The organism is Cellulomonas sp. ICMP 17802, from assembly GCF_041295535.1.
Taxonomy (GTDB): Bacteria; Actinomycetota; Actinomycetes; order Actinomycetales; family Cellulomonadaceae; genus Cellulomonas.
On record NZ_JBGFQZ010000008.1, the window covers coordinates 1 to 12,583 of the forward strand.

The 12,583-nt window shown below is 73.7% G+C and carries 11 protein-coding genes; 5 read left to right on the forward strand and 6 right to left on the reverse strand.

Annotated elements, in window-relative coordinates; all coding sequences use genetic code 11:
• Positions 1–1,004, forward strand: a 1,004-nt coding sequence (locus AB5970_RS08880; RefSeq protein ID WP_370503571.1) for an ATP-dependent helicase C-terminal domain-containing protein, incomplete at its 5' end; no start/stop codon positions are given.
• Here the strand turns inward: AB5970_RS08880 and AB5970_RS08885 are convergent.
• Positions 967–1,791 carry a hypothetical protein gene (locus AB5970_RS08885; RefSeq protein WP_370503572.1) on the reverse strand — a complete coding sequence of 275 codons (825 nt, stop codon included), beginning with the start codon at positions 1,789–1,791 and terminating at the stop codon, positions 967–969. The genes AB5970_RS08880 and AB5970_RS08885 overlap by 38 nt on opposite strands.
• A gap of 88 nt (positions 1,792–1,879) precedes the next feature.
• On the opposite strand from AB5970_RS08885, the gene AB5970_RS08890 reads away from it, so the two are divergent.
• Complete coding sequence (locus AB5970_RS08890; protein WP_370503573.1) at positions 1,880–2,605, forward strand: esterase/lipase family protein; 726 nt, start codon at positions 1,880–1,882, stop codon at positions 2,603–2,605.
• Here AB5970_RS08890 and AB5970_RS08895 read toward each other — a convergent pair.
• Positions 2,574–3,392, reverse strand: a complete 819-nt coding sequence (locus AB5970_RS08895) for an alpha/beta fold hydrolase (RefSeq protein WP_370503574.1) — start codon at positions 3,390–3,392, stop codon at positions 2,574–2,576. The genes AB5970_RS08890 and AB5970_RS08895 overlap by 32 nt on opposite strands.
• A gap of 78 nt (positions 3,393–3,470) precedes the next feature.
• The gene (locus AB5970_RS08900; RefSeq protein ID WP_370503575.1) at positions 3,471–4,055 is read right to left on the reverse strand and encodes a DoxX family protein; all 585 of its coding nucleotides are present in this window, start codon (positions 4,053–4,055) and stop codon (positions 3,471–3,473) included.
• A gap of 234 nt (positions 4,056–4,289) precedes the next feature.
• Between AB5970_RS08900 and AB5970_RS08905 the strand changes: the two genes are divergently transcribed.
• On the forward strand, positions 4,290–5,156 hold the full coding sequence (locus AB5970_RS08905) for a universal stress protein (protein ID WP_370503576.1): 867 nt from the start codon (positions 4,290–4,292) through the stop codon (positions 5,154–5,156).
• A 162-nt stretch (positions 5,157–5,318) separates the two neighbouring features.
• Here the strand turns inward: AB5970_RS08905 and AB5970_RS08910 are convergent, their stop codons facing one another.
• Complete coding sequence (locus tag AB5970_RS08910; protein ID WP_370503577.1) at positions 5,319–6,869, reverse strand: GAF domain-containing sensor histidine kinase; 1,551 nt, start codon at positions 6,867–6,869, stop codon at positions 5,319–5,321.
• Between the two features lie 120 nt (positions 6,870–6,989).
• Between AB5970_RS08910 and AB5970_RS08915 the strand changes: the two genes are divergently transcribed.
• Entirely contained in the window at positions 6,990–7,544 is a 555-nt protein-coding gene (locus AB5970_RS08915; RefSeq protein ID WP_370503578.1) for a flavodoxin/nitric oxide synthase, read from the forward strand.
• Here the strand turns inward: AB5970_RS08915 and AB5970_RS08920 are convergent.
• Positions 7,480–8,199 carry a response regulator gene (locus AB5970_RS08920; protein WP_370503579.1) on the reverse strand — a complete coding sequence of 240 codons (720 nt, stop codon included), beginning with the start codon at positions 8,197–8,199 and terminating at the stop codon, positions 7,480–7,482. The two genes, AB5970_RS08915 and AB5970_RS08920, sit on opposite strands and share 65 nt — an antisense overlap.
• Positions 8,200–8,230: 31 nt before the next feature.
• Entirely contained in the window at positions 8,231–9,739 is a 1,509-nt protein-coding gene (locus AB5970_RS08925) for a helix-turn-helix domain-containing protein (protein WP_370503580.1), read from the reverse strand.
• 128 nt (positions 9,740–9,867) lie between these two features.
• Between AB5970_RS08925 and ppdK the strand changes: the two genes are divergently transcribed.
• Positions 9,868–12,564 carry a pyruvate, phosphate dikinase gene (gene ppdK, locus AB5970_RS08930; protein ID WP_370503581.1) on the forward strand — a complete coding sequence of 899 codons (2,697 nt, stop codon included), beginning with the start codon at positions 9,868–9,870 and terminating at the stop codon, positions 12,562–12,564.
• Positions 12,565–12,583 lie beyond the last annotated feature (19 nt).

Here is a 12,583-nt window from a genome sequence, read left to right on the forward strand (position 1 = left end):
GCCCGGCCGAGCGCCTGACGGACGACCTCGCCGCGGGTCTCGTGGTCGCGCTCGCGCACCCCGACCGCATCGCGCGGCTGCGGCCCGGCGGCTCCACGTACCTCATGACCTCCGGGACGGGTGCGGCGCTGCCGGCCGGGTCGGCGCTCGCGGGCCTGCCGTGGCTGGCCGTCGCCGACGCCGACCGCGGTGCCGGCCGGCGCGACGCCACGATCCGGTCGGCCGCGCCGATCGACCTGGACCTGGCCACCGAGGCGGCCCCGGCCCTGCTCCACGACGAGGACGTGGTCGCCTGGGCGGACGGCGCCGTGGTCGCCCGCCGGGTGCGCCGGCTGGGCGCCATCGAGCTGACGTCCGTGCCGCTGACGGACCCCCCGGCCGGGCTCGTGGCGGCCGCGGTGCGGACGGGCCTCGCGCGCGACGGGCTCGGGCTGCTGCGCTGGACCGACGCCGCGACGGCCCTGCGCGGCCGGCTGGCGTTCCTGCACCGCGCGCTCGGCAGCCCCTGGCCCGACGTGTCCGACGACGCCCTGCTGGCCGACCTCGACGCCTGGCTCGACCTGTCGCGGGTGCGAGGGACGCGGGACCTCGCGCGCGTCGACGTGCTGCACGGGCTGCGCCGGCTGCTGCCGTGGCCCGACGCCGCGCGGCTCGACGCGCTCGCGCCGGAGCGGATCACGGTGCCCAGCGGGTCCGGCGTCCGGGTCGACTACACCGGCGACCAGCCCGTGCTGGCCGTCCGGCTGCAGGAGACGTTCGGGTGGCGGGCGACGCCGCGGCTCGCCGACGGGCGGGTGCCCGTCCTGCTGCACCTGCTCTCGCCGGCGGGCCGCCCGGCCGCCGTCACCGCCGACCTCGAGTCGTTCTGGCGGACCGGCTATCCGCAGGTGCGCGCCGAGCTGCGCGGGCGGTACCCCAAGCACGCGTGGCCCGACGACCCGCTCGCGGCACCCCCGGTGCGGGGCGTCAGCGGGCCCGACCGGCGTCGTCGCACGGGGCCGTGACCGTCAGGCCGACCTCGTCCAGCTGCGCGTCGATCAGCCGCAGCGTGCGCTCCATGGCCACCGGCTGCAGCTTGCCGACCTGGTCGCCGTGCGGGTGGTCGAAGAACGCGAGCAGCAGGAGCAGCAGCGTGATGGTGACGGTGACGCTGCCCATCAGCACGCCCTGGGTCACCGCGCTCTCGCCGGAGTCCGCGAAGAACAGCACGTACACGAAGATCACCGCGGAGATGACGAACAGGACCAGCCACAGCGGCAGCGGGATCAGGCCCTCGGCGCCGTGCACGCGGTCGACGCGGGCCTGCTCGCGGTTGGCCGTCTGGTCCATCCACCGGTCGTAGGCCGACTGCTCGACGTCCGACTGCGGGTCCACGGAGTGGATCGTCCGGTACAGGTCGGCGGCCCACGGGTTGAACTCGTCGCCGAGCGTCCCCTGCTGCATCTTGGGCCACTCGACGCCCACCACGGCGCGGGCGTAGCAGATCAGCTGGCCGGTCAGCGGCTCGCGGACGTCCTGCGGCAGGAACTGCGCGGTCTGCACCTGCTGCGCCACGATCACCGCCTCGGTCTCCGCGCCCGACCGTGCCTGGTCGTAGGACTGGAACGCCAGGAAGATGATGAAGCCGAGCAGGACCGAGAACCCTGTGGCCAACACCCCGAAGACGCCGGACGCGCGGTCGCCGTCGGTGAACCAGCTGCCCTCCGGGGCGCGGCGACGGACCAGCAGCATCGCCGTCACGGTGAACGCCGTGACGCCGAGCGTGATGAGCGCGCCCACGAGGATGTTCACGCCGACCTGCCGGGGTGGGTGCGGGGCACCAGCCCAAGATAGGACCAATCGGGACACGGAGGCACGCATGGTGCGCGACGATGGCCGCATGCCCGATGCGACGCCGGGGGCCGGCCGCCTGCTCCACCGGACGTGGTGGCGCGCCCGGGACTACGCCGCGGTGCTGCGCTGGCAGGCCTTGGGCCTGATGTCCCGCGTCGACCCCGAGCACCTGCGTCACCCCGAGCGACCGGTCGGCCCCCCGGTGGTGCTGCTGCCCGGCGTCTACGAGTCGTGGCACTTCCTGCTGCCGATCGCCACCTTCCTGCACGGGCGCGGCGTGCGGGTGCACGTGCTGCCCCACCTGCGCAGCAACCGGCGGCCCGTGCCCCACGCGGCGCAGGTGCTCGGCCGGTACCTGGTGGACCACGACCTGCGGGGCGTCGTCGTCGTCGCCCACAGCAAGGGCGGGCTCATCGGCAAGCTCGCCATGGTGCGCGAGGACCCCGACGGGCGGATCGACTCGATGATCGCCGTCAACACGCCGTTCTCCGGCTCGGTCCACGCCCGCTGGTTCCTCGCGCCGGCGGTGCGCGCCTTCATCCCGAGCAACGCGACGATCGTGGCGCTGGCCCGTGAGCGGTCCGTGAACGCCCGGATCACCTCGGTGCACAGCGCGTGGGACCCGCACATCCCGGCCGGGAGCGCGCTCGACGGCGCGCAGAACGTGGTCCTGTCGACCCCGGGGCACTTCCGGCCGCTGGCCGACCCGGCGCTGGACGCGCTGCTGCTCGAGCGGCTGCTCAGTCCCGGGGCAGCTGCAGGACCCGGGTGAACCCGGGAGAGTCGGGGTCGTCGACGATCTCGACGCCGTCGAGCCAGGACCCGATGACGTGGGAGAGCTCGCCGGGGTGGCTGAAGTTGATCGCGTGGGCGGCACCCTCGATCAGGGCCACCGTGGTGTGCGGGCCGGCGAGGCGGGCGACCTCCCGCACCCGGAGCGGCGGCGCCATCAGGGGGTCCTTGCTCCCGATGACGACCAGCGTGGGCACGGTCGCCCGCAGGAGCCGCTCCAGCGACGGGAACCGGGTGAGCTCGCTGAACATGTTCCACGTGTTGACGGGTCCGAACTTGAGGTAGTCCGGGACGGCCACCCGCGCCATGGCCGGGCTCTCGCGCGTGCCGTCACGCGCCAGCTGCCTGATCGCCTTGCCGAGGCCCTGGTTGTGGACCCCGCCCGCGGGCGAGACGAGCACGATCCGGTCCACCCGGTCCGGCGCGGCGTGCGCCACCTCGAGGCTCACCGGGCACCCCATCGAGTTGCCCACCAGGACGACCTTCTCCAGCCCGAAGTGGTCGAGCATCGTCAGGAGGGCGAGCGCCAGCGCGGGGATGCCGAGGGTGTAGCCCCAGCGTTCGCTCCGGCCGTACCCGGGCAGGTCCGGCACGACGTTGGTGGCCCGCCCGGCCAGCAGGCGGGCCGTCGGCATCAGGTAGGTGCCCGAGATGCCGAACCCGTGCACGTGCACGATCGGCAGGGCGCCCGGAACGTCGGCGCTCAGCCTGTAGAAGACCTTGTGGCCCTCCACGTCGAGCGTGTTCTCGGTCCATCCCGGGTCCATGTCCACCACCCGACCGATCGTGTCAGAGCGGCACCTCGTTGGTCGAGGTGCCGCTCCGGATCCCCTCTCGAGATCGCGTCAGCGCAGCCAGCGGAACCGCTGCACCAGGGGGAGCTTCGCCCACCAGCGGCCGAGGCCCCAGGTGTCTCCGGCGAAGAGCGTCGCGCACACGATCAGGACGAGCGCGTAGATGATGTGGTAGTCGATCAGCGGGTTGTTGGTGCCCTGGATGAACGGCCACTCGGCGGTCCACATGAGCAGCATCAGCAGCGAGCCGGCGACCGCGGAGATCCGCAGGCCGATGCCCAGCATCACGGCGACGCCGACACCGAGCAGGCAGAGCATGAACAGCCAGTCGGTCGCGGTGCTCGCCATCGAGGCGAAGGTGTCCTTGAACGGTCCGGTGGCGCCGAACTTCATGAAGCCCTGGCTCGGGGTGCCCCCGTTGATCCACGACAACGTCGGCTCAGCCCCGGCCACCGCAGCGCCCGTGCTGTAGTGCAGTCCGAACGCCTTGTCGAGGAACGCCCACAGGAAGATGAAGCCCGTGGCGAGCCGGGTGGCGGCGAGCCATCGACGGCCCGTCGCGGTCGTGACGACGTCGTCCTCGACCAGGACTGCGGGATGGGTCGAGGTACGCGCCTCGGGATGGATGGTGGCCATGGCGATTTCCCTCCGTGCTGGGCCCCGCTGTCGGGACCGGGGTGTGCAACTCCGATGTGTCCACGGTTGTCCGGCCCCGCCGTCCTCACCCAGGGCCGAAGGTCCCGCGTGCGTCGGCCGATCAGGGACCCAGGTCCCGGGACGGCGCGCTGCCGGGCGAGGAGGCTGGAGGGAGCGCGGCTGTGGCCGGCGACCGGCCGGTGCGGCCACGCGCGAGGAGCAAGGAGGCACCTCATGCGTACCGACGGACCGGTCGTCATCGCGCTCGACGGCACCGCGAACAGCGCGCACACCCTGGAGTGGGGCGTGGCCGAGGCGGTACGGCGGCAGGCCGACGTGCTGCTCGTGCGGACGGTCGACGAGGCCTGGCAGGTCACGGCCTGGAGCTGGTACCCGATCGTGGGGGGCAGCGACGTCGACGGCGAGGCCGTGCAGTACCTGGCCGACCAGCAGGCGCGCCTCCTCGAGCGGCACCCCGGCGTGCCTGTGGAGACCCGCGTCCTGCACGGGCAGGTCGTGCCGAGCCTGCGTGAGCTGAGCGCCGACGCGCAGCTGCTCGTCGTCGGGGCGCGCCCGCGCGACGGTCGCGGCCGGACCGGCTCGACCGGTGCACACGTCGCCGCGCACGCCCGGTGCCCGGTCGCCGTGGTCCGCGCCGCCAGGACGACACCCGAAGCTCCCGTCGTGGTCGGCGTCGACGGATCCTCGGCGTCCCTGGCCGCCGCGCACGTGGCGGCGCACGAGGCCTGGATGCGCGGGCGTGCGCTGACGGTCGTCCACGCGCGTCCGACCATCCCGGACCCGTTCGGCCGCGGCAGCCTGCCTCCGCTCGCCACCGACGACGAGGACGACCCGACGCACAAGGCCGCCCGCGTGGTGGCCGAGAACCTGCGGGCCGACAACGCGGGGCTCGTCGTGGACGCCGCGCTCGTCGACGACGACCCGGCGGACGCGCTCACCGGGATGGCCCGGGGAGCGGCTCTGCTGGTCGTCGGCTCGCGAGGCCTCGGCGGGTTCCGGGGCATGCTGCTCGGCTCGGTCTCCAGCGCCGTGGTCCGTGAGGCCACGTGCCCGGTGCTGGTGGTGCACGACAACGGGTGAGTACCCGGTTCGGGGCGGCCGCCGCCGGTGCGATGCAGGTGGCGGACGACCCCCGCGCCGGCGGCCCGCGCCCCTGGACGATCGGCAGGGGCCGCGAGCGGCCGACGCAGAGAGGCCCGGCCCCGGGGGGAGCCGAGCCTCTCGTGCGTGTGGCGACCGTCGTCAGGGCAGGGGCACCGACCACTGCAGGTGGGTGCCGCCCTCGGGCAGCGCCGTGATCTCGAGCGTCCCACCCCGGCGCACCGCGCGGTACTCGAGGTTGGCCAGCCCGCTGCGCACGGCGACGGCGTCGGGGATGCCCCGACCGTCGTCCTGCACCTCCACCAGCAGGTCGAGACCGACCACCACCCGGACCACCACCTCGTGGGCGTGCGCGTGCCGGGCGATGTTGGACAGCGCCTCGCGCACCACGGCGACGGCGTCCTCGGCGATGTCGTCCGGGACCGTGGCCGTGACGCCGTCGGTGCGCAGCCGCGGCATGAACCCGAGGGTGTGCCGCGCGTTCACCACCTCGGAGTCGATGCGGTGCCGCAGGCCGGACCCCGTGGCGCCGCCCCGGGCACTGAGCCGGAAGATCGTGGTGCGCACGTCCTTGATGGTCTCGTCCAGGTCGTCGACGGCTCCTTCGAGCCGGCGCATCACGTCGGGACGCACCGCGTCCTGCGCCGCGCCCTGGACGTCGAGCCCGATGGCGAAGAGCCGCTGGATGACCATGTCGTGCAGGTCCCGCGCGATCCGCTCGCGCTCCTCCAGCACTGCCAGCCGGGCGCGGTCGGACTGCGCCTCCGCGACGTCGAGCGCCAGGGCGAGCTGCTCGCCGAACCCCGCGACGCTCGGCAGGTCCAGCGACGGCGCCGAGGTCAGGTCGTCGTCCGCGGGCCAGGACAGGGCCAGCCCGCCCACCCAGCGCTCGCCGCTGCGCAGGGGGAGCGCGAGCACCCAGGCCGGCCCCTCCTCCTCGAAGTCCCGGCCGTCCGCGACCCGGCGCAGCGCCGGCCACCGCCCCGCGAGGTCCGCCTCGATCTCCGGCGGCAGCGGGTCGACGACCCCGTAGAGCCGCGAGCCGGTGGCGCCCGCGCTCCGCCGGACCAGCGCGAGCACCGACACCACCGCCTCGTCGTGCGGCAGGCCCGAGGTCAGGGTGGCCGACGTGGCGGCCGCCGTCTCGAGCCAGAGCTCGTGCTCGCGCGCCTGCCGGTAGGCGCGCGCGTGGCCGAGCGCGACGCCGGCCGCCGCGGCGAGGGCGACCGCGACCTGCTCGTCACGCGCCGTGAAGTCCGCCCCGCCCGCCTTGTCCGTCAGGTACAGGTTGCCGAACACCGCGCCCCGCGCGCGCACCGGCACCCCGAGGAACGTGTGCATCGGCGGGTGGTTCGGCGGGAAGCCGACGGAGGAGGGGTGGTCGGCCAGGTCGTGCAGGCGCAGCGGGTGCGGGCTCGACACGAGGTGGCCGAGCACGCCCTTGCCCTCGGGCAGGTGCCCGATCCGCCGCGCGGTCTGCTCGTCGATGCCCTGGTGCACGAACTCCTGCAGCCCGCCGTGCTCGCCGAGCACCCCGAGCGCCCCGTAGCGGGCGCCGGTGAGGCTGCACCCCGCGGCGACCAGCCGCTCCAGGACCGTGGCGATGTCGAGCTCCGCGGACATGGACACGACGGCGCCCATGAGGGCGTCGAGCCGGTCGTCGCGCTCCGTGTCCGTGCCGTCCTCTCGCATGGTCGGAGCATAGGTGCGCCGACGCCCCTGCCGGTGTGAACAGGGCCCTTCGGCCCTGGGGCGGCGGGTTCCGCCGGCGACATCCTGAGTCCCAGGTCGACACACGAGGAGGTGGGGACGATGCGGGCACTGGTGGTGTACGAGTCGTCGTTCGGGAACACGGGCCAGGTGGCACAGGCCGTGTGGCAGGGCATGTTCAGCCGCATGCACGACGTCGCCCTCCTCGAGGTCGGCGCGGCGCCGCGGCGGCTGCCTCCGGAGCTCGAGCTGCTGGTGGTCGGGGCGCCGACGCAGGCGTTCGGCATGAGCCGGCCGGGCACCCGGGCGGACGCGCAGCAGAAGGCGGGGGAGACGGAGGCCGCGCCCACGATCGGCGTGCGCGAGTGGCTCCGCGAGCTCGAGCCGCCCGAGCGCCCGGTGCACGCGGCCACGTTCGACACCCGCATCCACAGCCCGCACGTGCCCGGTTCGGCCGCCGTGGGGGCCTGGCGGGTGCTGCGTCGGGCCGGCTTCCAGGTGGCGGCGGAGGCGGAGAGCTTCTGGGTGATGGGGATCAAGGGCCCGCTGCGCGACGGCGAGCTGGACCGCGCCCGCGCGTGGGGCGTGGGGCTCACCGGTCTGCTGCTGGGCCTGCGTCCGATCGACCCCGGCTCTCTCGGGGCTCCGGCACGCTGATGGCCGCGGCCTCGGGGTGCAGGCGGTGCTGCTCGGCGATGAACAGCGCCGCCTGCGTGCGACCCCGGACCTCGATCTTGGCGAGGAGGCTGGAGATGTAGTTCTTCACGGTCTTCTCGGCCAGGAACATGCGGTCCGCGATCTCCCGGTTGGTCAGCCCTTCGCCGATGAGGTCGAGCACCGCGCTCTCCTGGGCCGTGAGCAGGTCGAGCCGGGCGTCGTGCCGCTGCGACACCCGGAGCCGTTCCAGCACCCGGGCCGTGGTGGCAGGGTCGAGCAAGGAGCGGCCTGCGGCGACCAGCCGGATCGAGTCGAGCAGCTGGGGACCGCGGATCTCCTTGAGCACGTAGCCGGCAGCGCCCGCGGTGATTGCGGCCAGGAGGGCTTCGTCGTCCTCGTAGGAGGTGAGCATGAGACACCGGACCGACGGCGCCGTCGCCGTGAGCTCGCGGCACACCTCCACGCCGCTCCCGTCGGGGAGGCGGACGTCGAGCAGGGCGACGTCCGCGTCGCACAGGGGCACGCGGACGAGGGCCTCGTGCGCGGTGGACGCCTCGCCCACCACCGTCATGTCGGGGTCGGCGTCGATCAGACGCAGCAGCCCTTGGCGGACGACCTCGTGGTCGTCCAGCACGAACACCCTGATCTGGGCCATGACGACACTGTGCTCCTTTTCACGCTCCATTTCAGGCGGGTGCGCGGTCTCCGGCGTGCCGGTCGAGGAACGCGTACACCTCGGCATCCTCGACGCCCGGGAAAGCGCCCGTGGGCAGCGGCGCCAGCACGTGCGCGTGGACGGCGGCGCTGGGCCAGGCATGGGGCGCCCACCGCGCGGCCAGGGCCGGGTCGGGCTGGCGGCAGCACGAGGGATCGGGGCAGCGGGACTCCCGGCGGGTCGTCGTGTCGCGCCCGCGGAACCACTTCGCCGCGGTGAACGGCACGCCCACGGTGATGGAGAAGCCCCCGGCCGAGGTCGAGCCGGTCTGGGTGGTGCACCAGAACGTGCCCTCCGGGGTGTCGGTGTACTGGTAGTACTCCGTGGCCCGGTTGCGGCGCGTGAACGCCGACCGGGCGGCCCACTCGCGGCACACGACCTGGCCCTCGATGGCGCCGGTGCCGTCGGTGGGGAAGCGCACCGCGTCGTTGGCGTAGCCCTTGTACAGCGTGCCGTCGTCGGCCACGCGCAGGAAGTGCAGGCGGATGTCGAGGTGCTCGGTCAGCAGGTTGGTCAGGCGCAGGGCGGCGGCCTCGTGCGTGACGCCGAACGCGTCCCGGAAGTCCTCGACCGCGAGCTCCTTGCGACGCTTGGCCGCGCTGAGGTGGGCGACGGCGGCCGTGCGCGGCATGAGGCACGCGGCCGCGAAGTAGGTGATCTCGACGCGCTGGCGCAGGAAGTCGGCGTAGCTGCGCGGCGTGGAGTGCGCGAGCACCCGGTGGGCGATCGCCTGGAGCGCCAGCGAGCGCAGGCCGTGGCCGCCGGGGATCGAAGCCGGCGGCAGGTAGATGCGGCCGTTGGCCAGGTCGGTGACGGTGCGCGTGGAGTGCGGCAGGTCGTCCACGTGCAGCAGCGAGAAGCCCAGGTCGGCCGCCATCTGGGCCACCGCGCTGTGGGTGAGGGCGCCCGTGGTGTAGCCGGCCCGTCGGACCAGGTCCTCGGCCGCCTCCTCGATCTCGGGCAGGTGGTTGTTGCGCTCCCGCATCCACAGCCGCAGCGCCGTGGTCGCGCGCCGCGCCTCCTCCGGGGTGGCGATGGCCGCGTCGTCGCGCCGGGCCAGCTCGCGGTGCAGACCCACGAGGGCCTCGAGGGTCTCGGTCGGCAGGTTCTTGGCGGGCCGCACGGTGGGCAGCCCCAGTGCGGCGTACGTGCCGGTGCCCTGGGCGCGGTCCAGCTCGATCTCGAGCGCCGCCCGGCGGGACGGCGGGGCGGCGTCCAGCAGGTCGGTCGTCGTGGTGCCCAGGGCGGTCGCCAGCGACTGCAGCAGGCTCAGCCGCGGCTCGCGGCGCCCGTTCTCGACCAGCGACAGCTGGCTGGCGGTGGACCCGACCTGCCGGCCCAGCTCGTCCAGCGTGAGCCCGCGGGCGGTCCGCGCGTGCCGGATGCGCCTCCCGAGCATGAGCAGCTGCGTCCCGTCGGTGGACGCCGTGCGCGGGTCGGTGGGGAGGTCGATCACCGGCCGGGGTGAGGTCGTCGCCATGACGTTGACGTTAGGGCAACAAGGCACGTTCTTGACAGTCGAACACCATTGAAACCGCTCCGGATTGACCTGGACGCTTGAAGGAGGCGGGTAATCGTCTCGTCCAGCGTGATGACAGGAGCTCACTGATGGCCAGCTACGTCTCCCGGTTCTCGGACGGCAACAAGGATCAGAAGGACCTCTTGGGCGGCAAGGGCGCGAACCTCGCCGAGATGACGAATCTCGACCTGCCCGTGCCGCCCGGGTTCACCATCACCACGGAGGCGTGCCGCGCGTACATGCGCGACGGGCACGTACCGCCCGAGCTCCGGGTCGAGGTGACGCTGGCGGTCCGGGAGATCGAGGACGTCATCGGCCGGCGGCTCGGCGACTTCCACGAGCCGCTGCTGGTCTCGGTGCGCTCGGGCGCCAAGTTCTCGATGCCGGGGATGATGGAGACGGTGCTCAACATCGGGCTCAACGACGCGTCCGTGAAGGGGCTCACGGAGTTCTCGGGCGACGAGCGCTTCGCCTGGGACTCCTACCGGCGCCTGATCCAGATGTTCGGCAAGACCGTGCTCGGGATCGACGGCGACGTGTTCGCCTCCGCGCTCGACGCCCGCAAGGCGGCTGTCGGCGCCGCCACCGACGTGGACCTGTCCGCGCAGGACCTGCGCATCCTCGTGCAGACGTTCAAGGACATCGTGATCGAGCAGACCGGCCGCGAGTTCCCGCAGCACCCGCGCGAGCAGCTCGACATGGCGATCGAGGCGGTGCTCGACTCATGGAACACCGACCGCGCCCGGCTCTACCGCCGCCGCGAGCGGATCCCGAACGACCTGGGCACCGCCGTCAACGTGGTGGCCATGGTGTTCGGCAACCTCGGCGAGTCGTCCGGCACGGGCGTCTGCTTCACGCGCGACCCGTCCACGGGCGCGTCCGGCGTCTACGGCGACTACCTGCCGAACGCCCAGGGCGAGGACGTGGTCGCGGGCATCCGGAACACCCTGCCGCTGGCGGAGCTGGAGCTGCTGGACCCCGTCTCGTACGACGCGCTCCGGCACGCGATGCGGCGCCTCGAGACGCACTACCGCGACCTGTGCGACATCGAGTTCACCATCGAGCGCGGCAAGCTGTGGCTGCTGCAGACCCGGGTGGGCAAGCGCACGGCGGCCGCCGCGTTCCGCATCGCCACCGAGCTGGTGGACGAGAGCCTCATCACGATGGACGAGGCGATCTCGCGGTGCTCGGGCGACAAGCTCAACCAGCTGCTCTTCCCGCAGTTCGACTCCAGCGCGGCCAGGCAGCTGCTGACGCAGGCCATGCCGGCCTCGCCCGGGGCCGCCGTCGGCGAGATCGTGCTGGACAACGAGCAGGCGCTGGAGCGCACGACGGCCGGGGCGCACGTCATCCTGGTGCGGCGCGAGACCAACCCGGACGACCTGCAGGGCATGATCGTGGCCGACGGCATCCTCACGGCGCGGGGTGGCAAGACGTCGCACGCCGCGGTGGTGGCCCGGGGAATGGGCACCTGCGCCGTGGTCGGGGCCGAGGAGCTCATGGTCGACGCCGTCGCCGGCGAGGTCCGGGTCGGAAACCTGGTGCTCCACGCCGGGGACGTCATCGCGATCGACGGCTCCACCGGCGAGGTCTTCCGCGGCGAGGTGCCCGTGGTCGACTCGCCGGTCATGGTCTACGTGTCCGACGGGATCGACGCCGGGCTGGCGGCGGCGCGCGACCCCGAGGCGCGCGCGCTGGTGTCGGCTGTCGACCGCGTGCTGCGGCACGCCGACTCGGTCCGGCGGATGCAGGTCCGGGCCAACGCCGACAACGCCGTCGATGCCCGCCGCGCGCGGGACCGCGGCGCCCAGGGCATCGGCCTGTGCCGCACGGAGCACCAGTTCCTGGGCGAGCGGAGGCAGTACATCGAGCGGCTCGTGCTCGCCGACTCCGACGACGCCCGGCTCGCCGCCCTCGACGCGCTGCTCCCGCTGCAGCGGGACGACTTCGCCGGGCTGCTGGAGGCGATGGACGGGCTGCCGACCACCATCCGGCTCATCGACCCGCCGCTGCACGAGTTCCTCCCGGACCTCACCGAGCTGGCCGTCCGCGTGGCGGTGGCCCCCGAGCCGGACCCGAAGGACGTCGTGCTGCTGGCGGCCGTCCAGCGGATGCACGAGCAGAACCCGATGCTCGGGCTGCGCGGCGTGCGCCTCGGGCTGACGCTGCCGGGACTGTTCGCGCTGCAGGTGCGGGCGATCGCCGAGGCCACGGTGCAGCTGCGCCGGGCCGGCCTGGACCCGCGGCCGGAGATCATGGTGCCGCTGGTGGGGTCGGTGCGGGAGCTGCAGCTGGTCCGCGAGGAGGCCGAGCGGGTGCTCGCCGAGGTCAGCGCGGCGTCCGGTGTCCCGCTGGACCTGCCGATCGGCTGCATGATCGAGCTGCCGCGCGCCGCACTCACGGCGCACCGCATCGCCGAGGAGGCCGACTTCTTCTCGTTCGGCACCAACGACCTCACGCAGACCACGTGGGGGTTCTCGCGCGACGACGTCGAGCGGGCCTTCTTCGCGGACTACCTGCAGAACGGGGTGCTCACCATCTCCCCGTTCGAGACCCTGGACGCCGACGGCGTGGGTGCGCTGGTGCGCGCCGGCGTGCAGGGCGGTCGGGCCACGAAGCCGGGTCTGCACCTCGGCGTCTGCGGCGAGCACGGGGGAGACCCCGAGTCCATCCACTTCTTCCACGAGGTGGGCCTGGACTACGTCTCGTGCTCCCCGTTCCGGGTGCCGATCGCCCGCCTCGAGGCCGGGCGCGCGGCGGTGGCCCGCAACCGGGCGGCCGCCTGACGGCGCCCGCGCGCGTGGT